23 protein-coding genes and 1 pseudogene are annotated in these 23167 nt (G+C 39.5%); 19 read left to right on the plus strand and 5 right to left on the minus strand.

The genetic code is table 11. The features are described from left to right. The first annotated feature begins 7 nt into the window (after positions 1-7). From RU86_RS09140 to RU86_RS09230, 19 genes and pseudogenes are all read left to right on the plus strand, one after another. Positions 8-418 carry a hypothetical protein gene (locus RU86_RS09140; protein ID WP_096815031.1) on the plus strand — a complete coding sequence of 137 codons (411 nt, stop codon included), beginning with the start codon at positions 8-10 and terminating at the stop codon, positions 416-418. Between the two features lie 154 nt (positions 419-572). Continuing rightward, the gene (gene hrcA, locus RU86_RS09145) at positions 573-1622 is read left to right on the plus strand and encodes a heat-inducible transcriptional repressor HrcA (RefSeq protein ID WP_079505591.1); all 1050 of its coding nucleotides are present in this window, start codon (positions 573-575) and stop codon (positions 1620-1622) included. 35 nt (positions 1623-1657) lie between these two features. Then, positions 1658-2191, plus strand: a complete 534-nt coding sequence (gene grpE / locus RU86_RS09150; RefSeq protein WP_096815032.1) for a nucleotide exchange factor GrpE — start codon at positions 1658-1660, stop codon at positions 2189-2191. 101 nt (positions 2192-2292) lie between these two features. Further along, complete coding sequence (gene dnaK / locus RU86_RS09155) at positions 2293-4113, plus strand: molecular chaperone DnaK (RefSeq protein WP_096815033.1); 1821 nt, start codon at positions 2293-2295, stop codon at positions 4111-4113. 179 nt (positions 4114-4292) lie between these two features. Next, positions 4293-4508 carry a helix-turn-helix transcriptional regulator gene (locus RU86_RS09160; RefSeq protein ID WP_096815034.1) on the plus strand — a complete coding sequence of 72 codons (216 nt, stop codon included), beginning with the start codon at positions 4293-4295 and terminating at the stop codon, positions 4506-4508. After that, positions 4508-4942: a hypothetical protein gene (locus RU86_RS09165; protein WP_096815035.1), complete on the plus strand. Its 435-nt coding sequence runs from the start codon at positions 4508-4510 to the stop codon at positions 4940-4942. The genes RU86_RS09160 and RU86_RS09165 overlap by 1 nt, the downstream gene beginning before the upstream one ends. Before the next feature lie 85 nt (positions 4943-5027). Next, positions 5028-5932, plus strand: a pseudogene (locus tag RU86_RS09170) (ABC transporter ATP-binding protein). Further along, positions 5925-7145, plus strand: coding sequence for an ABC transporter permease (locus tag RU86_RS09175; protein WP_096815036.1), 1221 nt, complete (start codon positions 5925-5927; stop codon positions 7143-7145). The pseudogene RU86_RS09170 and the gene RU86_RS09175 overlap by 8 nt, the downstream one beginning before the upstream one ends. Before the next feature lie 59 nt (positions 7146-7204). Next, the gene (locus tag RU86_RS09180; protein WP_096815037.1) at positions 7205-7897 is read left to right on the plus strand and encodes a helix-hairpin-helix domain-containing protein; all 693 of its coding nucleotides are present in this window, start codon (positions 7205-7207) and stop codon (positions 7895-7897) included. Positions 7898-8060: 163 nt separating this feature from the next. Then, positions 8061-10115, plus strand: a complete 2055-nt coding sequence (locus RU86_RS09185; RefSeq protein WP_245810513.1) for a DNA internalization-related competence protein ComEC/Rec2 — start codon at positions 8061-8063, stop codon at positions 10113-10115. Between the two features lie 62 nt (positions 10116-10177). Continuing rightward, the gene (locus tag RU86_RS09190) at positions 10178-10972 is read left to right on the plus strand and encodes an alpha/beta hydrolase (RefSeq protein ID WP_096815039.1); all 795 of its coding nucleotides are present in this window, start codon (positions 10178-10180) and stop codon (positions 10970-10972) included. A gap of 153 nt (positions 10973-11125) precedes the next feature. Continuing rightward, positions 11126-11326, plus strand: coding sequence for an ATP synthase F0 subunit C (gene atpE / locus RU86_RS09195; protein ID WP_047915245.1), 201 nt, complete (start codon positions 11126-11128; stop codon positions 11324-11326). A 36-nt stretch (positions 11327-11362) separates the two neighbouring features. Next, positions 11363-12073, plus strand: a complete 711-nt coding sequence (gene atpB, locus RU86_RS09200) for a F0F1 ATP synthase subunit A (protein ID WP_047915246.1) — start codon at positions 11363-11365, stop codon at positions 12071-12073. A 12-nt stretch (positions 12074-12085) separates the two neighbouring features. After that, complete coding sequence (atpF, locus tag RU86_RS09205) at positions 12086-12595, plus strand: F0F1 ATP synthase subunit B (RefSeq protein WP_096815040.1); 510 nt, start codon at positions 12086-12088, stop codon at positions 12593-12595. Between the two features lie 2 nt (positions 12596-12597). Continuing rightward, entirely contained in the window at positions 12598-13125 is a 528-nt protein-coding gene (locus tag RU86_RS09210) for a F0F1 ATP synthase subunit delta (protein WP_096815041.1), read from the plus strand. A gap of 136 nt (positions 13126-13261) precedes the next feature. After that, positions 13262-14767 (plus strand): F0F1 ATP synthase subunit alpha, encoded by a 1506-nt coding sequence (gene atpA / locus RU86_RS09215; protein WP_047915249.1) that lies wholly within the window; start codon positions 13262-13264, stop codon positions 14765-14767. Between the two features lie 15 nt (positions 14768-14782). Next, on the plus strand, positions 14783-15658 hold the full coding sequence (locus RU86_RS09220) for a F0F1 ATP synthase subunit gamma (RefSeq protein ID WP_079505611.1): 876 nt from the start codon (positions 14783-14785) through the stop codon (positions 15656-15658). A 122-nt stretch (positions 15659-15780) separates the two neighbouring features. Further along, positions 15781-17193: a F0F1 ATP synthase subunit beta gene (gene atpD, locus RU86_RS09225; protein ID WP_096815042.1), complete on the plus strand. Its 1413-nt coding sequence runs from the start codon at positions 15781-15783 to the stop codon at positions 17191-17193. An 11-nt stretch (positions 17194-17204) separates the two neighbouring features. Continuing rightward, on the plus strand, positions 17205-17624 hold the full coding sequence (locus RU86_RS09230) for a F0F1 ATP synthase subunit epsilon (RefSeq protein WP_047915252.1): 420 nt from the start codon (positions 17205-17207) through the stop codon (positions 17622-17624). A 56-nt stretch (positions 17625-17680) separates the two neighbouring features. Here RU86_RS09230 and sdaAA read toward each other — a convergent pair whose 3' ends face one another. The 5 genes from sdaAA to RU86_RS09255 all read right to left on the minus strand — a co-directional run bounded on the left by sdaAA (position 17681) and on the right by RU86_RS09255 (position 22989). After that, the gene (gene sdaAA, locus RU86_RS09235; protein WP_096815043.1) at positions 17681-18550 is read right to left on the minus strand and encodes an L-serine ammonia-lyase, iron-sulfur-dependent, subunit alpha; all 870 of its coding nucleotides are present in this window, start codon (positions 18548-18550) and stop codon (positions 17681-17683) included. A gap of 98 nt (positions 18551-18648) precedes the next feature. Then, on the minus strand, positions 18649-19320 hold the full coding sequence (gene sdaAB, locus RU86_RS09240) for an L-serine ammonia-lyase, iron-sulfur-dependent subunit beta (RefSeq protein WP_096815044.1): 672 nt from the start codon (positions 19318-19320) through the stop codon (positions 18649-18651). Continuing rightward, positions 19317-19958 carry an HAD hydrolase-like protein gene (locus RU86_RS09245; RefSeq protein WP_096815045.1) on the minus strand — a complete coding sequence of 214 codons (642 nt, stop codon included), beginning with the start codon at positions 19956-19958 and terminating at the stop codon, positions 19317-19319. The genes sdaAB and RU86_RS09245 overlap by 4 nt, the downstream gene beginning before the upstream one ends. Before the next feature lie 95 nt (positions 19959-20053). Next, on the minus strand, positions 20054-21001 hold the full coding sequence (locus tag RU86_RS09250; RefSeq protein WP_096815046.1) for a biotin--[acetyl-CoA-carboxylase] ligase: 948 nt from the start codon (positions 20999-21001) through the stop codon (positions 20054-20056). 50 nt (positions 21002-21051) lie between these two features. Next, entirely contained in the window at positions 21052-22989 is a 1938-nt protein-coding gene (locus tag RU86_RS09255) for a BglG family transcription antiterminator (RefSeq protein ID WP_096815047.1), read from the minus strand. Positions 22990-23167 lie beyond the last annotated feature (178 nt).

The following is a 23167-nucleotide window of genomic DNA, read 5'->3' on the forward strand; positions in this document are numbered from 1 at the left end:
AAGACTCATGTTTTCAGGAAAATCGCCATCACTTATCTTTTTTACAAGCATTGGCTTACTCATTTATTCAGCTTGGCAGATGATTAATCAAATTTTACCAAGTCTCAAAATATTTAATGTGATTTACGATACCTTTTTTAAGGCTGTTAATGCCTTTAAAGAGCAGTATAGTACAGCCATGTCAAATGTTCAATTCCTATTATATGTTGTTGTTCTGGTCGGGTTTATCATTTTGATCGCTAAATTTTGGAAGTTTACGATCTATGCCTTATTCGTTATTATCTTTATTTTAGTTTGTAATTTTGTCTATTATGCTTGGTCAACAGGGGCTACGCCCTCAGAATGGTTTGTCTTTGTCGTCATGGCTGTTAGTTTCTTTAATGTTTTCAGCTTATCCAAGTCTGGTGGCCTTATTTAGGCAATAGGTCAAGACATTTATGCATAAATTAGCACTCTGTTTATCAGAGTGCTAATTTTTTTGTTTTATTCTTGACATTATCGTGATAGCATTATATAATTAAAGATGTAGTTAGCACTTGGTAACTACGAGTGCTAAAAGTGAGGTGTTCAATTTGATAACAAAACGCCAGCAACAAATTCTTAATTTAATTATTTCGCTCTACACGCAGTCACATAAAGCTGTAGGGTCTAAAGCTTTGATGGCGTCTATCAAGGCTTCTAGTGCAACGATCAGAAATGATATGAAGTACTTGGAAGACTTGGGATTCATCAAAAAAGAGCATACGTCATCTGGTCGGGTACCGAGTGTGACAGGCTATAAATACTTTGTTGAAAACTTTTTAAAACCAGGTAAACTCGATAATAACGATGTATACCAGGTCATGAAAAATTTTGATGGTGAGTATTATAAACTAGATACGCTCTATCAACAAGCAGCTAAAATCCTATCTGAATTAACAGGGTTTTCAGGATTTGTCTTAAATGTTTCTCAAAAAAATCAAGTCTTATCTAAATTTGACATTGTACAGTTGGATAGTCATTCTGCTATGGCAGTCATGACACTTGATACAGGACTCGTTAAGACGATGCAGTTTGTCCTACCACGGTCGATGACTATGGAGGACCTAACTACCTTTAAGTTTATTGCTGATGAACGGTTAGTTGGTAAGAAAATCTTGGATATCCATTATTCATTGCTGACTGAAATTCCACAAGTCGCCCAAAAGTATTTTATCGTGACGACGGATGCCTTACAGCTCTTCGAACATGTATTTACAGAGTTGTTTAAAGAAAATTTGATTTCTGCAGGTCGGCAAAATTTATTAGAGTATTCTGAGGATGTTGTCTCGCTTTATAAGATTTTGATGGACGATGAGGCAATTATCCATGAAATTCGTGATTTGGTGTCTGAGGATGAGATAAGAAGCGTCAAATTTGATGCAACACTTACTGAGAATCATCAGATTTCAAAAAATATCACCTTGATGACGCAGCAGTTTGTTGTGCCTTATCGCGGTCTCGGCACACTCGCCTTGATGGGGCCTGTCGATCTTAACTATCAAAAAGTAGTATCGACTATGGATTTGATCGCAAAAATTTTAACCATGAAACTGAGTGATTATTATCGCTACTTAGATGGTAATCACTATGAGATGATGTAACGCATAAAAAATATAAAAAATTATTTGGAGAAGTTATGACTAAGAAACATAAAAAAGAAGATATCGAAAAAGAATTAGCAGAAGAAATAGAAAATGAAGCAGTTCTTGAAGAGATTGTGGATGCTGAAATCGACGAGCTTGCAGTTTTACAAGAGAAGCTTGATGAGATGGAAAACAAATATCTGAAAGCACACGCTGAAATGCAAAATAATCAACGTCGTGCAAATGAAGAACGTCAAACACTCTTAAAATATCGCTCACAAGATATGGCGCGTAAAATATTACCAGGTTTGGATAATCTAGAGCGTGCACTTGCTGTTGAAGGCTTGAGCGAAGATGTTAAAAAAGGCTTAGAGATGACATTAGATAGCCTTCAAAATGCGCTTAAAGAAGAAGGTGTGACAGAAGTTGCTGTAGATGGTGAATTTGATCCTAATTTCCATATGTCAGTTCAAACTGTCCCAGCTGATGATACGCATCCTGCGGATACAATCGCACAAGTCTTACAAAAAGGCTACCAATTGCATGAGCGTAATCTTCGCCCAGCCATGGTTGCCATTTATCAATAGGCCGATTTAATAAGCAATTCAAATGTAATACAAAATAGCTTGACCGAAATGTCATAAAACTATGATAACTAAAATAAAATAAAAAAAAGAAGGTAATTATAATGACTAAAATTATTGGTATTGACTTAGGTACAACAAACTCAGCTGTTTCAGTTCTTGAAGCTGGCGAAGCAAAAATTATCGCAAATCCAGAAGGTAACCGCACAACACCATCAGTTGTTGCATTCAAAAATGGTGAAATCCAAGTCGGTGAAGTTGCCAAACGTCAAGCAGTGACTAACCCTGACACAATCATCTCTATCAAACGTCACATGGGGACTGATTATAAAGTTGAAGCTGGTGGAAAATCTTACACACCACAAGAAATCTCTGCAATGATTCTCCAATACCTTAAAGGTTTTGCTGAAGATTACTTAGGTGAAAAAGTTGAGAAAGCGGTTATTACAGTTCCTGCTTACTTTAATGATGCACAACGTCAAGCAACTAAAGATGCTGGTAAAATCGCAGGTCTTGAAGTAGAACGTATCGTCAATGAGCCAACAGCAGCTGCACTTGCTTACGGTCTTGACAAAGTCGACAAAGATGAAAAAATTCTTGTATTTGACCTAGGTGGTGGTACATTTGACGTATCAGTGCTTGAACTTGGTGATGGTGTCTTTGAAGTATTATCTACTTCAGGTGATAACAACCTCGGTGGTGATGACTTTGACCAAAAAGTGATCGATTACTTGGTTGCCCAATTCAAAACAGCTAACGGTATTGATTTAGCACAAGACAAGATGGCTTTACAACGTTTGAAAGATGCTGCTGAAAAAGCTAAAAAAGACTTATCAGGCGTATCATCTACACAAATCTCATTACCATTTATCACAGCTGGTGATGCTGGACCGCTTCACTTGGAAGAAACATTAACACGTGCTAAATTTGACGATTTGACAGCTGACTTAGTAGAACGTACTAAAACACCAGTTCGTAAAGCCTTGTCAGATGCTGGTTTGTCAGCTTCAGAAATCGATGAAGTGATCTTGGTAGGTGGCTCAACACGTATTCCAGCAGTTGTTGAAGCTGTTAAAAAAGAAACAAACAAAGAACCAAATAAATCAGTTAACCCGGATGAAGTAGTTGCCATGGGTGCTGCCATCCAAGGTGGTGTGATCACTGGTGATGTTAAAGATGTTGTTTTACTTGATGTGACACCTTTGTCACTTGGTATTGAAACAATGGGTAATGTCTTCACTAAACTGATCGACCGTAACACAACAATCCCAACATCTAAGTCACAAGTCTTCTCAACTGCCGCTGATAACCAACCAGCAGTTGATATTCATGTGTTACAAGGTGAACGTCCAATGGCACCAGACAACAAAACATTAGGCCGTTTCCAATTAACAGATATTCCAGCTGCACCGCGTGGTATCCCACAAATCGAAGTAACATTCGATATTGATAAAAATGGTATCGTGTCTGTTAAAGCAAAAGATATGGGAACAAACAAAGAACAAACCATCGTTATCCAATCTAACTCAGGTTTATCTGATGAAGAAATCGATAAAATGATGAAAGATGCTGAAGTAAATGCTGAAGCGGATGCCAAACGTAAAGAAGAAGTTGATCTTAAAAATGAAGTAGATGCAACAATCTTTGCTACTGAAAAAACAATCAAGGAAACTGAAGGCAAAGGATTTGACGCTGAACGTGATGCAGCACAAGTGGCTCTTGATGAGTTGAAAGCAGCACAAGAAGCTGACAACTTAGAAGACTTGAAAGCTAAACTTGATGCTTTAAATGAAAAAGCGCAAGCTTTAGCAGTCAAACTCTATGAGCAAGCAGCAGCTGAACAACAAGCAGCTGGTGAAGCGACTAGTGCTGATGCACCTAAAGATGACAATGTTGTCGATGGTGACTTCGAAGAAGTCAAATAAAGAAGCTACCAGCTTAGGCTGATAGACGATAAAAGGTTAGATGATGACGCTTGCGTCTTGTCTAACCTTTTTTTATGTTTTGATCAGATAGGCTGACACTATGAGTTGACAAGTTAAAAAATGTATAGTAAGCTATACGTATAGTTAAGTTTACGTATAGCTTACTATACTGGAGGTATATGACTAACAAAATTAAAGCCTATAGAACTGAACATGGGATATCCCAGGAAGCTCTGGCTGAAGCAATGGAAGTAACTAGACAAACGATTATTTCGCTAGAAAAAGAAAAATATACGGCATCCTTGAATCTGGCTTATAAATTAGCTCAGTATTTTAACACAACGATAGAAGATATATTCTTTGATAGCAAATCTGATAAGGAGGAGAAGGTGTAATGTTTCATTATGTATTTAAGCATCAGATCAAAACAGATGAAGACTATAAGAAGTATCAATTATTTTGGTTCCCGATAACTGTGCTACTCATCCTGAGCTTTATCTTGATTGGTTTTAAGATCCTTGGTCCATCAGACGAAATATGGGGCGCTGCTATTGGTGGTCTACTTCCGATGGTGATTTATGGTATTTGGCTAATGGTTGTTTTCAATAATCCTAAAAAGTTGCGAGCTGCAAGACTAAGACTAACTGATGAACGTAGAAAAATTGTCGAGCAAGAGGTTTGGTCGCATGTAGGTCGATTGATGATGGGTTTACTCACTGCTGCGTTACTTTATACCGTCATTAGCGGGGCAATCATATTAGACACCAAGCAGCTAACCATTCTACTCTATTTAATCTTGATTTATTATTTTTTCAGGTTAAGGAAATAGTTTTTTCAAAAAAATTAAAAATAACACAGATATTTCAGACTGGAATTTGCTATAATAACGATATAGATAAGCTAAGGAGACGAATATGTTAAGAATAGAGCGTATCACCAAACAGTTTGGTGACAAAATTGCTGTGGACAACCTAGACATGACTGTTGAGGATGGCTCAATCATGGGATTGATTGGGCAAAATGGCGCAGGAAAAACAACGACTTTTCGGATGATCTTAGATTTTATTAAATCTGATAGTGGCTTGATTAACTGGAATGGTAAGCCGATTACCCAAGAAGTTAAACAAGGCATTGGGTTTTTACCAGAAGAACGTGGCCTCTATCAAAAAATGACTGTAGAAGAACAAATTCTTTACTTTGCTGAACTGCACGGCATGAAACGTGATGAGGCGAGAAAAGAACTTGTGACTTGGATGGACAAATTAGAGGTAGTTGGTAAGATAACTGATAAAGTCCAAACACTTTCTAAAGGGAACGCGCAGAAAGTACAATTTATCGCGACCTTAATCCATCGCCCTAATTTTTTGATTATTTTTTGATTTTAGATGAACCATTTACGGGATTAGATCCTGTTAATACAAGTCTTTTGATGGATGAAATTAAGACACTTAAGGAAAATGGCGCTGCCATTATTTTCTCAAGTCATAACATGAGTGGTGTTGAATTATTAAGTGACAATCTGACCATGCTTAAAAAAGGTAAAGTTGTCTTACAAGGCGATATTTACGGAATTCGAAATAGTTTTGGCAGGACGCAAGTCTATGTGGAGAGTGAGCTGGCAGATACAACACTTTCAGCTATTGCAGGTGTTAAAACGATTGAAAAGCAAGGCGCAGGTCGATTGATTCATATTACAGAAGAATCTGTTGGTCATGATATTTTCAAAAAAGTGAGTGAAACTGGCTATGTACAGGCCTTTGTACAAGCCCCACCAACACTAGATGAGATCTTTCGTAAGGAGGTAGCTGAGCATGTTTAAACAAGTTAAATTAGTCGCAGGACAAGTCTATCGCACAAAAATTAAAACACCAGGGTTTTGGTTGATTGTCCTCTCTCCTTTATTACTACCGATTATCGGTTTCTTGATTGGGTTTATGATGTCTAAAGGTGAAAGCAATAAGCCAACACGTCTGGCTATTGTAGATAATTCAGCCTTAGTAAAAACCATTAAATCTGGCAAGCTATTAGATGTTAGTTTATCAGAAGTGACCACTATCGACAGTGCCAAGAAAAAACTGAAGGATGACAAAATAGACGGTTATTTAGTCGCATCAGATGGCCAATATGAGTTGATTAGTTCATCAGATGGGGCAGCAAAATTTGATGAAAACAAGGTCAGAAATGCCCTAACTCAGATTGAGATGACAGAAAAAGCAAGCAAACTGAATTTGAAGGCAGAAGACCTGATCGCCCTGCAAACCCCTGCTAAGTTAACGATGAAAACGCAGAGTAACAAGGGAGAAGCGAGTGGTGGTGATAATAAAAATATGGCCAATTACTTTATCTCCCTAGGGACTGGTGTGGCAATCTTTGTTTTGTTATCAATCTATACCAGTATGATGGCACAAGAAGTTGCCAACGAAAAATCAAATCGTATCATGGAGATATTACTTGCTGCAACGAGTGCTAAGATACAGTATTATGGTAAAATTATCGGCGTTAGTCTCTTAGTTGTGACGCATCTCTTAATCTACGTGGTGTTAGCAGGTGTTGCCTCCATTGTATTAAAGGGCAACAAGGTAGTTGAAAATGGCTTGAAGTTATTTAGTGGTGTAGATATAGGCTTCTTAATCATTACAGTCTTGATGGTCATGCTGGGTGTTATCTCATATCTTGTCCTCACTGCAATCATTGCCAGTATTGTCAATGATCAAAGTCAAGTCCAACAAGTTGTGCAACCCATTGTTTACTTATCGATGATTGGCTATGTGGCAAGTTTCATGTCAGCAAGCATGCCAAGTAACATCGTTTTAAAGGTGCTTGCTATGGTACCGTTTATCTCACCAAGTTTGATGCCAAGTCGGTTGGCGATAGAGTATGCGAGCACTACTGAGGCAATCATTGCTTTGGTCCTTCAATTAGTCGCCTTAGTCTTAGTTGCTAAGTTTGGCGAAAAAATCTATGCCCGAAATGTCTTAAGCTATTCAGATGAAAAAGTCTTTAAGCAATTTATTCATAATCTAAAAAAATAAGTGAGAATCCTTACGGCATGTAAGGATTTTTTTCGTATATAAAAATAAGAGGTGAATTGATGCAGATAGAAACGATGATTGAAAAAATAAAACACCATCGCTGGTTGCTTATTGGCCTGCTGATACCTATTATGGTTATCGGTCTCTTAGTCGTCATATTTGCTAAGCAGGATACAGCATCATCTTCTGTGGGTCTAGTATCATCCACACAGCTTAATGCAGGAGGGAAATCTGAAAAAGGTGTTAAAAAAATGTCAGGTAATGACAAAAAAACGACTGCTAAAGAAACTGAGCGTAAGGATAGGATTACAGTTGATTTAAAAGGTGCTGTAAAAAAGCCAGCAGTTTATACCTTAAAACAGGATAGCCGGGTTAACGACCTCTTATTATTGGCTGGAGGCGTAACGGATCAGGCAGATACCAAGTCGATTAATCTAGCACAGAAACTGACGGATGAAATGGTCGTCTACGTGGCAAGTATTGGCGAAGATAAATCAGCTGAAATAGTCGGGACTAAAGCACATGATGATGTGGATAGTGCAGCAGCGCAAGCGATAGACAAAATCAATATTAATACGGCAGATTTAGCACAGCTTCAAAAGTTAAGTGGTGTTGGGTTGAAAAAGGCACAAGATATCATCGACTACCGGGAACAAAATGGCAAGTTTAATCAGCTAGAAGATTTAGGAAATGTATCTGGATTTGGGGAGAAGTCGCTTGAAAAGCTTAAAGAGAGTGTGGCAGTGGATTGATATACCAGCGGTTTTCCTTACTTATTTTTGCGTGATCTGCTATCTAATTGTTTTTCGATTTTCCTATCTTTTACTCATCTATTTGCTGATATCTAGTTTATGTTTTACCTGGCATAACGGTGGACCAGCATGTTTTAGATTGTGTTTGATTTTACTGGCATTTGTGAGTATTTGTCTTACAATTCGGCTTAAAGAGGTAGCTGACTTTGCGCGTGATTTACCGGTGACTGAGATAACACCTCGTCTGGATACGATACAAGTCAAGGGTGACCAGATTTCCTTTCGGGGTAGGTCTCATGGTCAAACCTATCAAGTCTACTACCAAGCGAAAACAGAGCAAGAACAGCAGTATTTCACTAAATTAGATAAGTCGATTCGGCTGACGATTTCTGCCAGTGTTGAGAAAGCCGAAACAAATCGAAATTTTAATGGCTTTAACTATCAAAATTATCTTAAAACCCAAAACATCTATCGTGTTGTCACGATTGATAACATTAGTCAAATAAGGAAAACCAGTAAGTGGGATATTGGGAGGGTACGACGTAAGGCAATGCTTTTTTGCCAGACGATGTTTCCAGACCCTATGGCATCTTATATGACCGGCCTTCTGTTTGGTCATCTAGGTGCGTCATTTGATGAGATGAGGGCTAGCTACTCAAATTTGGGTATCCTGCACCTGTTTTCTTTATCCGGTATGCAAGTGTCTTTTTTTATACATCTGTTTAGAAAAAATTTATTGCGTCTTGGCATCAGACGAGATTGGGTGACACGCATGCAACTCCCCCTCTCCTATATTTATGCGGGGCTAAGCGGTTTCTCAGTTTCAGTTGTCAGAGCATTGTTACAAAAAATGTTAACGCATCTTGGTGTAAAATCAAGCGATAATTTCAGTTTGACTTCATTAATCTTATTTGTGATGATGCCTAAATTCTTACTAACAACAGGCGGGGCATTATCTGTTTTCTTTGCATTTGTCATCTCCATGCTTGGTGGTAGTTTTGCGTCACTGCCTTCATGTCAGCGTAAGATAAGCACTACGCTAACCTTAACAGGTGCGATACTACCAGTATTACTACTCTCCTTTTATAGTTTTCAGCCGTTTTCTATTCTATTAACAGGTGTCTTAGGTGGTCTCTTTGCTACGGTATTAGTACCTGGACTGTTCCTGCTATTTTTACTTTCGCTTATCACAGGCATCGTCATAAAAGAGGTCAATTACTTATTTGTCTATATGGAAGTGCTGTTGCGTTGGCTAGAGAATTTGATAACACGTCCGCTCATATTAGGTCGGCCATCACCGGTTATCTTTCTGGGCATGTTGATCATGACGGGTATCTTAATAGATAGCTGGCGACATAGAAAAATACGCTATCTACTGATCGTCAGTCTGTTTTTGATGTCTATTTCTACTAAATTCCCATTAACTGAATCAATTACGATAGTTGATATTGGTCAGGGCGATAGTATCTTACTTCAAGACCGCTTGAATCAGCAGACGGTACTCATCGATACGGGTGGGAAAGTAGATTTTATCAAACGACAAAAATGGCAGGAGAAGCAGACAAGGCCGAATGCAGCGTCTACTTTAATCCCTTATTTAAAGAGCAGGGGAATTAGTCAGCTTGATACAGTAGTCATCACCCATACGGATGCCGATCATGTAGGTGATTTGATGGTCCTACTTTCTGAAATTAAGATCAAAAAAATCATGGTCAGTGAAGGCAGTATGACGAATCCAAATTTTGTCGCCAGACTATCGCAAACGAAATCTGACATACAAGTTGCGCAGGTTGGTGATCGACTTAAGCTATTTGACAGTTATTTGGAGGTGATTTACCCATTGACGCAAGGAGATGGCAAAAACAATGATTCTATTGTGCTATATGGTACATTTTTTCAAACTTCCTTTTTATTTACTGGGGATTTAGAGGCAGCGGGTGAAGCAGCCTTACTAGCTAACTATCCGACACTCAAGGTTGATGTCTTAAAAGTTGGTCATCATGGATCTAAGACTTCCTCGTCAGATGCCTTTATAAAAAAAATCCGACCAAAGATTGGCCTGATATCCTGTGGCAAGAACAACCGCTATCAGCATCCTAATCAGGAAACACTAGACGTATTTAAAAAATATCAAGTGCAGGTTTATCGAACAGATTTGCAAGGGGCGGTAAAGTTTGAGAAAAAAGGTAAATCTTGGCATATTAGGACAGTAAAGTGATAGAATTGAGGGGAAGCAATATAGAAAGGACTGGATACAGGATTTGTATCCACAGTGTTAACATGGCAATTTTAAAAATCAACTATTTCTCAGAGATTCTCGGAATCGTGCGAGATGTGAATGTCATCTATCCGGAGGCAGTTAAGAACCCTGATCAAGATGTGCCTTTGACTGATATTCCAGTACTTTATCTGTTACATGGCATGTCTGGTAATCAGGATACTTGGCTGAACCGCTCAGGAATCGATCGCTTGATTCGAAATACGAATCTGGCGATTGTTATGCCATCAACAGATTTGGCTTGGTACAGCAACACGACCTATGGTGCAAGATATTTTGACGCCATTGTTGAGGAGCTACCAAACGTCATTCATAATTTCTTACCAAATTTATCTATGAAACGTGAGAAAAATTTTATAGCGGGCCTTTCTATGGGAGGATATGGCGCCTTTAAGATTGCCTTAGCGTCAAATAAGTTCTCTTATGCAGCAAGTTTGTCAGGTGCCTTATCATTTGACAACATGGCACCAGAAAGTTTGGGAGACTTGGCATATTGGCAGGGGGTATTCGGTGACATAACAAACTTTGATAACTCAGAAAACTCAATCCAAAAACTAGCATCAGATTTTGATGGAAAATTTGGTGAATCCAAACCGCAACTTTATGCCTGGTGTGGACACCAAGATTTTCTTTATGAGGCTAATAACATAGCTGTAGCTGATTTAAAGGATAAAGGATTTGATATCACTTATGAAACATCAGATGGTAAGCATGAGTGGTATTACTGGGTTAAAATGATGGATCAAGTGCTTGATTTTCTACCCATAAAATACAATAAAGAAGAGCGTCTTTCATAATTTTGAAATGTTTTTGCAACTTTTTTCAGAAAATCAGTCTTAAGTCCTATTTTTTGTTTGACTTTTGGAGAAAATAGGACTAGAATTCTAATGTTAAGTAAATTCGTAAGCAAGCTTACGTATAAAACTATTTTATCTTAAGGAGGGCATATAATGCCATTAGGAATCATTGCGTTGGGTCTCGCAGCACTGGGAGCTACAATCGGTAACGGGATCATCGTCGGAAATATCTTAAACGCGGTTGCACGTCAACCAGAACTTGAAAACAAATTACGTACGTATATGTTTTTGGGTATTGCATTTATTGAAGGACTATTCTTTATTGTTCTTGCCATGACTTTCGTCCTTAAATAAGACGTCTTACGTTTTATAGAAGGGAAGTGAGTATTCGTGGAAAAATCTTGGTCTTTTAATATTGGACCGGTTTACTTTGATGGCGCTGTCCTTGTTATGACTGTCCTGACTTGTGCGATTGTCTTTGGTCTTGTCATTTGGGCAAGCCGGAAGATGACTTTACGTCCGAAGGGTAAGCAAAACGTCTTGGAATGGATGATTGAGTTTGTCAACGGTGTCTCTAAAGATAATATGGGTGGGACTGAATCACGTCGTTATTCACTATTTGTCTTTGTCTTGTTTGCATTCATATTTGTCTCAAATAATATTGGTCTCATGACTAAAATTGAAACGGCAAATAGTCTAAATTACTGGAAATCGCCGACAGCAGACGTAGGTGTGACATTAACTTTGTCACTGATGGTTGCACTTGTTGCCAATCTATCAGGTGTCAAACGCTTTGGCTTTAAAGGGTACCTAAAACATGCCTTCTTCTCGCCAGCAGCCATGTTACCTATGAAATTAATGGAAGAGTTTGTTAACTTTTTGAGTTTGGCACTACGGTTATTCGGTAACATTTTTGCCGGAGAAATTGTACTTAGCCTTGTTGCACAGCTTGGTAATTCACATATTTATTACTTACCTGTTGCAATTGCGCTTGAAGTTCTCTGGATTGCATTTTCACTATTTATCGGTGCACTCCAATCATACGTTTTCATTTTGCTTTCAACGATGTACATTAATGAAAAAATTGCGGAAGAAGATTAGAAAGGAGGCGTCATGAGTCAATTTATCCTATTAGAAGCTGCTCCTAGTTCAATGTTTGGTAATATCATCGTCGTTTCAGGCGCTTTCTTGATTTTGGTAATCTTAATCAAGAAATTTGCTTGGGGCATGATTACCTCAATGTTTGAAGAGCGTGCTAAAAAAATCAATGATGACATTGATAGTGCAGAAGCTGCGCGTAAACAAGCAGAAGCATTTGCTGAAAAACGTGAAACAGAATTAGCTGGATCACGCGAAGAAGCCAGTAAAATCATTCTGACAGCTACTGATGCAGCACATGCTAACAAAGCGAAAATTGTTGCTGAAGCATCAGAAGAAGCCAGACGTGTCAAACAACGTGCTAACGAAGAAATCGAACAATCTAAAAAAGAAGCGATTTCTGGTATTAAAGGAAGTGTCGCAGACATTTCAGTCAAAATTGCAGAAAAATTAATCGGTCAAAGTTTAGATGCGACATCGCAAACTGAGTTGATCGATAGTTATCTGGAAAAAATGGGGGATTAATCATGTCTCTCATAATTGCTCAAAAATATAGTAAAGCCTTACTTGAAGTTGCGCAAGAGCATCAACAGTTAGATGAGATTTTAGCCGAAGTGGCAAACTTTGATCAAGTGATCAAAGCAACAAATCTCACCGATTTCTTGGCTGATGTGACTTATGCGGATGAAAAAAAGATTGCTGTTATCAAAAGTTTACAAGACGTTTCATCAACACTGTTTAAAAATTTCTTGGCAACATTGATTACGAATAAACGCTTAGCGCTTTTACCTTTAATCATTAAGGAAATTCGAAATCAAGCTGATAGTTTATTCAAAGTATCTGATGTTGACGTGACAACTGCGGTTGACCTGACATCAGCACAACTCAGTAAACTGGAAGCGATGGTCAAACAAAAATTTGATCTTAATGATGTAACGATTAAAAACACGATCGATAAAAACATATTGGGTGGCGTTGTGATCAATGCCCGCGGTAAGATTATCGATGCGAGTATCAAATCGCAGTTAAATAAAATTGCGAAATCTATCATTTAAATATGATACGGATAGCGATACGACCCTGTCGTAGGCTTTGAATAGCGTGAGACTAGATCTGGTGAATTTATAGCAGGTCAAAAAGCTAGCCCTATTCAAATGTTTGCTTGAAGTTAACATAAGGAGGCGACAATCTTTGGCTTTTAACGCTAATGAAATCAGTTCACTGATTAAACAACAAATTGAAAATTTCACACCTGATTTTTCGGTCGCTGAGACCGGAATTGTAACATACGTTGGTGACGGGATAGCCCGTGCCCATGGTCTTGAAAATGCCATGAGTGGTGAACTACTTGAGTTTTCAAATGGGTCATATGGTATGGCACAAAACTTGGAGTCAACTGATATCGGGATTATCGTTCTCGGTGAGTTTGGCGACATCCGTGAAGGCGATACAGTAAAACGTACAGGTAAAATCATGGAAGTACCAGTTGGGGAAGCGCTTATCGGGCGTGTTGTTAACCCACTAGGTATTCCAGTTGATGGTCTTGGTGAAATCAAAACAGATAAAACACGTCCTGTTGAGTCTGTAGCACCGGGTGTTATGCAACGTAAAAGTGTTGCAGAACCTCTTCAAACAGGTTTGAAGGCGATTGATGCATTAGTCCCAATCGGCCGTGGTCAACGTGAGTTAATCATTGGTGACCGTCAAACTGGTAAAACAACAATTGCAATCGATGCGATCTTGAACCAAAAAGGTCAAGATATGATCTGTATCTATGTGGCGATCGGACAAAAAGAATCAACAGTCCGTACACAAGTTGAAACGCTCCGTAAATATGGTGCACTAGACTATACGATCGTTGTCACTGCATCTGCATCACAACCATCACCATTACTCTTTATCGCACCATATGCTGGCGCTGCTATGGGTGAAGAGTTCATGTACAATGGGAAACATGTTTTAGTCGTCTATGATGACTTATCAAAACAAGCCGTTGCTTACCGTGAACTGTCTCTCTTGCTTCGTCGTCCTCCAGGTCGTGAAGCTTACCCAGGTGATGTCTTCTACTTGCATTCACGTTTATTAGAACGTGCTGCGAAACTTTCTGATGATCTTGGTGGTGGGTCTATGACTGCATTACCGTTTATCGAAACACAAGCAGGAGATATTTCTGCCTATATCGCAACAAACGTTATCTCGATTACAGATGGTCAAATTTTCTTAGAAAATGACCTCTTCTACTCAGGTATTCGTCCAGCGATTGATGCAGGATCTTCAGTATCCCGTGTTGGTGGTAGTGCGCAAATTAAAGCCATGAAAAAAGTAGCTGGGACACTTCGTCTTGACTTAGCATCATTCCGTGAACTAGAAGCCTTTACGCAATTTGGTTCAGATTTAGATGCTGCAACACAAGCTAAGTTGAACCGTGGTCGTAGAACAGTTGAAGTTCTTAAACAACCGTTACATGCGCCACTTGCAGTTCAGTATCAAGTCTTGATTCTTTATGCGTTAACGCATGGTTTCCTTGATACAGTACCAGTTGATGATATTCTTGCCTTTGAATCTCAGTTATTTGACTTCTTTGATGCCAATCATAAAGACTTACTTGATACAATTGTGACAACTAAAGATCTTCCTGAGGAAGAAAAGTTGGACGCAGCCATTCAAAGTTTCAAAGCATCATCAACATTCAAATAATAGGGGAGGTTTGGAATGCCAGCTTCGCTAAATGAAATAAAAGTAAGAATTGCTTCAACTAGAAAAACTAGTCAAATCACTGGTGCCATGCAAATGGTTTCTGCAGCTAAATTGACAAGATCTGAGCAAAACGCTAAGAGCTTTCAAGTTTATGCGCAGAAAGTCAGATCTATTACGACTGATTTAATCGGTTCTGAATTATCTGATGGCTCAACTAATCCGATGTTGATCAAACGTCCAGTTAAAAAAACAGGATACATCGTGATCACATCAGATAAAGGGCTTGTTGGTGGTTATAATTCATCTATTTTAAAATCTGTGATGCAGATGTTAAAAGATGATCACGAAAATCCAGATGAGTTTGTCATTATTGCTTTAGGCGGTATGGGTGCAGATTTCTTTAAAGCACGGGATATTAACGTATCTTACGAACTCCGTGGTCTTTCTGATCAACCTTCATTTGATGAGGTGCGCAAGATTGTCAACAAATCTGTCACACTTTATCAAAATGAACTTTTTGATGAATTATATGTGTGTTACAATCACCATGTCAATTCTTTGACAAGTCAAGTTCGTGTGGAAAAAATGTTACCGATTTCTGATATAGATGAGAATGAAGCAACACCACATCACCAGTCGTTTGAATTGGAACCTGATCGTGAAACCATTTTAGATCAATTACTTCCCCAATATGCGGAAAGTATGATTTATGGTAGTATCATTGATGCAAAAACCGCTGAACATGCCGCAGGTATGGCAGCCATGCAAGCAGCAACTGATAATGCGAAAAATGTGATTAATGATCTGACCATTCAGTACAACCGTGCCCGCCAAGCAGCAATTACGCAAGAAATTACGGAAATTGTCGCGGGTGCCAGTGCTTTGGACTAGACAAAAAATTGAGATACCCACGCGAGTAGGTAATCGGCGTGTGCGCATGACTGATGTTATGTGCAACAAATGCCTTGCCTACCCAAGGTATCTCTTCACAACCTAAAAATACAGGAGGTAATATGAGCTCTGGTAAAATTTCACAGGTAATCGGACCAGTTGTATACGTACAGTTTGCAGGTGGAGAAAATCTTCCTGAAATTAATAATGCCTTGATTGTCTATAAAGACAATGGAGATGATACTAAAACAAAAATCGTACTTGAAGTAGCACTTGAGCTTGGTGACGGCGTTGTCCGCACCATTGCCATGGAGTCTACTGATGGCTTGAAACGTGGACTTGAAGTGCTCGATACAGGTCGTCCTATCAGTGTACCAGTCGGTAAAGAAACTTTAGGCCGTGTATTCAACGTTATTGGTGATACCATTGACCTTGAAGCACCGTTCCCAGAAGATGCTAAGCGTAGCCCAATTCACCAAAAAGCACCAGTGTTTGATGAATTATCTACATCTAATGAAATCTTAGTGACTGGGATTAAAGTTATCGACTTACTCGCACCTTATTTAAAAGGTGGTAAAGTTGGTCTTTTCGGTGGTGCCGGTGTTGGTAAAACCGTTTTGATTCAAGAATTGATTCACAACATTGCCCAAGAACATGGTGGTATTTCTGTGTTTACAGGTGTTGGTGAACGAACTCGTGAAGGGAATGACCTTTATGAGGAAATGAAAGAATCTGGCGTTATTGAGAAAACAGCCATGGTCTTTGGTCAAATGAATGAGCCACCAGGCGCACGTATGCGTGTTGCCTTGGCTGGTTTGACAATTGCCGAACATTTCCGTGATGTTGAAGGACAAGATGTTTTGCTCTTTATCGATAACATTTTCCGTTTCACACAAGCCGGTTCTGAGGTTTCAGCCTTACTTGGTCGTATGCCATCAGCCGTTGGTTACCAACCAACACTTGCGACTGAAATGGGTCAATTACAGGAACGTATTACGTCAACTAAAAAAGGCTCTGTTACCTCTATCCAAGCGATCTACGTACCAGCCGATGACTATACTGACCCTGCGCCAGCAACAGCCTTTGCCCATTTGGACTCAACGACTAACCTTGAGCGTAAATTAACGCAACAAGGGATTTATCCAGCCGTTGACCCACTTGCATCAAGCTCACGTGCCTTGTCACCTGAGATTGTTGGTAAAGAACACTATGAAGTGGCAACAGAAGTACAACGTGTCTTACAACGCTACCGTGAATTGCAAGATATCATTGCCATTCTAGGTATGGATGAGTTATCTGATACTGAGAAGACATTAGTTGGCCGCGCACGTCGTATCCAATTCTTCTTGTCACAAAACTTTAACGTTGCTGAACAATTTACTGGTCAACCAGGTTCTTATGTACCAGTTGAAGAAACAGTTAAAGGCTTCAAAGACATCTTAGCTGGTGCATATGATGAACTTCCTGAGGATGCTTTCCGTTCAGTTGGCCCAATCGAAGATGTTATTGCTAAAGCTAAGAAAATGGGTTACTAAGGAGGTCTGATATGGATTATATGACAGTCCAAGTCATCACACCAAATGGTATCTGTTATGATCACCATGCCTATTTTACGCTCCTATCGACAGTTGATGGTGAACTTGGGGTCCTACCAAATATGATCCCAACCATCGCCTCACTGAAGATTGATGAATTGAAAGTACGTCGTATTGACGACGAGAAACACGTTGACTGGATCTCTATCAATGGCGGGATTGCAGAAGTACTTGATAATCGTGTAACGATTATTGCTGACTCTGCTGAACGTGATCGTGATATTGATGTGACACGTGCTGAACGTGCCAAACGTCGTGCTGAAAATGAGTTACAAGAAGCTGAAAGTAAACGTGATATAGATGCAGCGAGACGAGCTGAAGTTGCGCTTCACCGTGCACTCAACCGAATTAATGTATCTGGTCATAAATAACAAAAAAAACTTGTCCCAAGCGGCAAGTTTTTTTTATTTAGATATAAAGTATCAGATCAGCCAAATATTTCAGCCTTCAACCGTTTACCTGTTGGTGTGGTCGCAAGACCACCTTCAGCTGTTTCACGAAAAGCAGATGGCATGGCTTGACCAACTTGGTACATGGCTTGGATAACTTCATCAGTGGGTATTTTTGATTCGATATCCGCAAGCGCCATATCGGCACAAAGAAAGGCTAAACTTGCCCCCATTGCATTACGCTTAACGCAAGGCACTTCAACTAGCCCAGCTACTGGGTCACAGATCAAGCCTAGCAAATTCTTGATCACCATGGCACAGGCGTGACTTGCTTGGCTTGCAGTGCCACCTGCTGCAAGTACTAGGGCAGCAGATGCCATAGAGGCGGCAGAACCAACCTCGGCTTGACAGCCCCCTTCAGCGCCTGATATAGAGGCATTATTTGCAATCACTAGGCCAAAAGCACCGGCCGTGAATAAGAAGTCGAGTTGGGCTTCTTGTGTTAGGCCGAGTTTTTCGATTGCTGTAGATAAGACTGCTGGGACGCAACCAGCACTACCTGCAGTAGGTGTGGCACAGACTAGTCCCATCTGGGCATTGCTTTCATTTACGGCAATGGCATTTTTAGCAGCCGTTAAAATCGTGTAGTCAGATAAGGTCTTACCTGATTTGATGTAGCGGTCGAGTTTTGACGCATCACCACCAGTTAAGCCTGTACGTGAAGTTTTATCAGTCATGCCGTGGTCGATAGAGGCGAGCATAACGGTCAAATTTTCAGTCATCAATAAACGGATTTCTTCACGAGACCGGCCTGATGTCTCTATTTCTGTGGCAATCATCAATTCTGAGATTGAGCCATTAAAACGTGTATCAGCCTGTGTGACAAGCTCATTTATCGTATAAAACATAGTACTCCTTATTGCTTTACTAGCAGGTTATAATAGCCTAGTTATACTACTCTTATAACCTGCTGTTTAGTTTTGTAAATAGCGAGTCTGTTAGCAGCTTAGTCAAAGAAGTTCACATTGTATAACTGTGGGATATCTCTAATTTCAGCTAGTGCTTGTGTGGCATCATGAGAATCAACTTCGATGATCATGATCGCCTGATCACCAGCATTTTCACGGGTCACATTCATTTGGGCGATGTTGATTTGATGGGAGGACAAGCATTCTGTCACGCGCGCAATCATCCCAGGGACGTCTTGATGAACGATGATAAAGGTAGGGGTGTTCATATTTAGGGCAATATCAAAGCCATTAAGTTCTGTAACTTGTATATTACCACCACCGATAGAAATACCTTTGATCGTCATTTGCTTGGTGTCAGATTTGATACTGATGAGTGCAGTATTGGGATGGTCAGCTTTTTCATCTTTATGAATATGCCAAAATATTTTAATTCCCGCCTTGTCAGCCAACTCAAGTGATTGGGGGATGCGGTCATCGTTTGTATCCATACCTAAAATCCCCGCAACAAGGGCTAAATCAGTCCCATGGCCCTGATAGGTCTTAGCAAAGGACTGGTAAAGATGAAAGTCGACTTCTGTGGGCTGTTCACCAAAGATAGAGTGAACGATTTTACCAATCCTGACGGCACCCGCAGTATGAGAGCTGGAAGGGCCAATCATGACAGGACCCATGATGTCAAAAACCGATTTAAATTTTAGGTTTCTCATTTAAAAATCTCCAATAATGCTTTAGGATGTGCGACGATATGGTCACATCCTACTTTCTCCAGTTCAGCTCTATCGCCAAATCCCCATAGGACACCGACTGTTTGCGCAACGTGATTATCTAGACCACCGATGATATCATACTCACGATCGCCAATCATAACAGACTCATCCGGTTTTGATTGTGTTGTCATGAGTGCATGCTTCAGGACTAATGTCTTAGTCATCGTTTGTGGTGTACTCCCAAAGATGCCATCAAAGTGATCTGATAGCTTGAGTGCCTTTAACATGTCGATTGCAACCGACTCTTTCTTAGACGTTGCGATGTAGAGGGTGTAGCCACGAGTGCTAAGTGCGCTCAAAGTCTCAACGATGTCGGCGTAAGGGGCAGACTCCAGCATACCAGTGCTTGCATAATAGGTCCTGTAGTGGTTGATGGCTGTTTCAGCCAAGTGCTCATCCCCATTTGATAGGGTAAGAAAAGTGGTTTCGAGTGGTGGGCCAATAAATGTATTTAAGGTACTATCTGAGAGCTGCGGGAGGTGAAGCTGATCAAAAGCATATCGAAAGCCATTGATAATTCCTGTGCCGCTGTCAACGATTGTACCATCTAAATCAAAGAATAAGTTTTTTAAAGTCATAGCTCTATTTTATCATGATTTAGCGGGATATGATGGGTTTTTACATCAGAAACTGCACCTTAAAAAAGACAGATTATCCGGAATAATCTGTCTTTTTATCGTGTTTCTCCAGCAGCTAATTTAGTAAGCCCCGTTTGTGTTTCAACTAAAAGGTAGCCCGCATCATCTATCCCCTTAGAAAGCCCTGTGATGTCCTGATCAGCATACTTGATATGGACTTGTTTGCCCAAATCAAGTAAGTGTGCCCGATAGTCAGCTAAAACCTGCTTGTCGTCGTCGTGCGCATAGAGGTCAAAAAAATGGTCTATGAGAGAGGCTGCGATTTGATTACGTGAGATATCAAGTTCTTTTGTGATAAAGCTAAGATCAGAAGCTTGATTGGTTAGATTTAAGCCAATCCCGATGACGATAGCTGAGTAAGTTTGACTCTCGATATTAACAACGGCTTCAGTTAGGATACCACCAACTTTTTTCCCTTGATAATAGAGGTCATTTAACCATCTAAAGTCAAGCTCAATAGCAAGTAGGCTTTTGATTGTTCTGGCAACAGCTACCGCACTTGAAATGGCAAGCAAGTGTGGTGTTACTGGTTTATCTGCCCCTATAGGCAGGGCAAAACTGATATATAAGCCTGTTTGAGCAGGTGAGGAAAAACTGCGACCAAAATGTCCAGCACCTTTAGTTTGTACATTTGCGATGATGACACTAGGCTGGGTGATAGCGTCACTGATGAGGCCAATCTTGGCATAGGTATTGGTCGATGATAGGGTATCAAAAACTTGCAGGTTGATCGCTCGTGTCTGCTCAGATAAGTAGTGGGAAATACCCGTAGCACTCATTTTTTCGCTGGCGACATAGCGGTAGCCCTTACCAGGTCCACGCTGGCTTTCGATGGTAAATCCATCCGCGATAAGTTTGCCTATGGCCTTCCAAATTGCGGCACGAGAGATGTTGAGTTCAAGGGCCAGTTCTTGCCCAGAAATCCATTCATTTTCTCGATCGACAAGAAGTGTTAAGATCGTTTCTGCTGTTGAAGTTGTCATACCTTATTTTAACATATTTGGCGCATTTAGCGGCCGATAGCTCTTGCTTGTTACGTGATGTCGTCAGTTGTCGTTAAAAGGGATACTAGGGTATCAAAAGTGGGGGTTTTAAGTAACAAGTCTTGCTTCTTTTCAGAAGAAATGAAGTCCAATAAAGCATCATAGACATATTGCACCTTACTGACATCATCAGGTCGAATCGCCATAAAAAAGATAAACTTGACACGTTTTGATTCCCCCCATTCGATGCCTTTTGGCGCGATAACAGGGAAAATAGTACTGATTTTAACACTGTCACCTATAGGATGAGGGAGAGCAATCACGTCATTGATTAAGGTGTCGGAAATCGCTTCTCTTGCGATAATTTGTTGGATAAAGTGATCCGTTACAAAGGCATTATCGGTTAAGGCGTCATGCATTTTTGTAAACAGCGCTGCTTTAGTTAATTGGTCATTGATCACATAGAAATGTTTATCTTGATACAGACTAGTTGGTGGGACTACAGTGCTAAGTGTGTTAATCGCTCGCTCAATCTGTTTAAAAGCAGTATCAAAGTAATTGATATCTAAAAAGATGATATGAGGTGCCTTGTTTGGAATTGGTATCGTTGTAATAATCAGGTCAAACTGTGCTTGACTTTGTCTCGCTTCAAATTCTAGATAAGATATTTTTTCGATGTCAGAGAAGGTATCAGGAAATTTTCGTCTTATCTTACTTTCAATAATGGAGCTGAGTGTTATCCCAGTGCCACAAACAATTGCTAGGGAAAAACTGTTGCGTTTATCTTTAAAACTCTCGATAGCGCTAGCAAAATATAAAGCGATGAAGGAGAGTTCATCTTCAGAAAAAGAGATACCATAGGTGTCCTCAACTTCTTGGATGACAATGACAGCCAATTCAAAAGGATAGGGGAAATTATTTTTGACGGACTCTAATATCGGGTTATGCCTGTTGCCATTTATGGTATGTATTTGTAAGAGCCTACGGATATGCTCCTTCAAGTTTTGCTTAAGACTTGCATCAGTTACCCATTTTGCACCTGTATTCTTTTTCAAGTTGCTTAATATTGAGTTGACGATATCTTCTGCTAGTTTTTGAGTCACATGATTGGCATCTGAAGCCATCAGATGTGGAAAATTCTCAGATAAAATATAGTCGACATATTTTTTTTCACTTGCATTAAAGCTAATCTGAAAGGCATTCTCGAGATTAGCTACAAACTGGACGATTTTCTCATGAGAGGCTGCTGTTAAGGAAACATCCTGTTCAAAGAAATCAAGTGTATGGCCGTCAGAAATTCGACTAACAGTTAATAGCAGATTTGCGAAGGCATTGCGATGAAAGTAATCAGAATCAACCTTGATGAGTGGGTTGAGGTCATGCCAGAATAAGGTGTTAAATTGCCGATAATCGATATTCATGCAAATGTCTTTTTCTACTGTATTTGTGGCAGTAATAAATTCCGATAGGTCTTCTTGGAAAATAGCATGATTAATGGCATAGCGAATATCTTGTTCTTCACCAACTAGTGTATAGCCAAGGTTACTCTTATTGATGAGTTTTAACTTATAGTTAGCGAGTATATCTCTTAGAGATCGAAAATCATTGTATAAGGTATTTTGACTGACATATAAGATGTTTAATAACTCATCTTGTGTGATATAGGTATCAGAGGTTAGAAATATGCGCAATAGATAGCGTAATCTAGCATCTGCAGTGGTAAATAAAAATGTACCAGAATTATCTTTAGACCAAAAAGCATGAAATGCAGCCTTATCTTGGTAGGTCACAACATAGCCTTTTTTTCTAAGCAAAATAATCTCGGCCCCGTGAGAGATGATATGGTCATTGATTGCTTTAATATCTGAACGTAGGGTCCTGCTAGACACTTTAGTCACCTGGCTTAAGTTATCTAAGGTGACCGGATCAGTTTGTATCAGAAGATAATTTAAAATATTATCTAGTCTTTGAAAAAATAATTGTGACATATTGACCTCCAGTTTTACTATTAACTTCATTATAGCATGGTGGTATAGACAGATCATTTTATTTTATTTCCTAAATATAGTGGTTAAATGAGTAATTTTTTTTTTATCAAACTGCTTAAACTTTTGGCAGTTTAAGTTAGTGACATAGCTATCATGACATGGTATATTTGGTCTATAG

The organism is Pseudolactococcus piscium (genome assembly GCF_002441695.1).
In the GTDB taxonomy this organism is placed as follows: domain Bacteria; phylum Bacillota; class Bacilli; order Lactobacillales; family Streptococcaceae; genus Pseudolactococcus; species Pseudolactococcus piscium.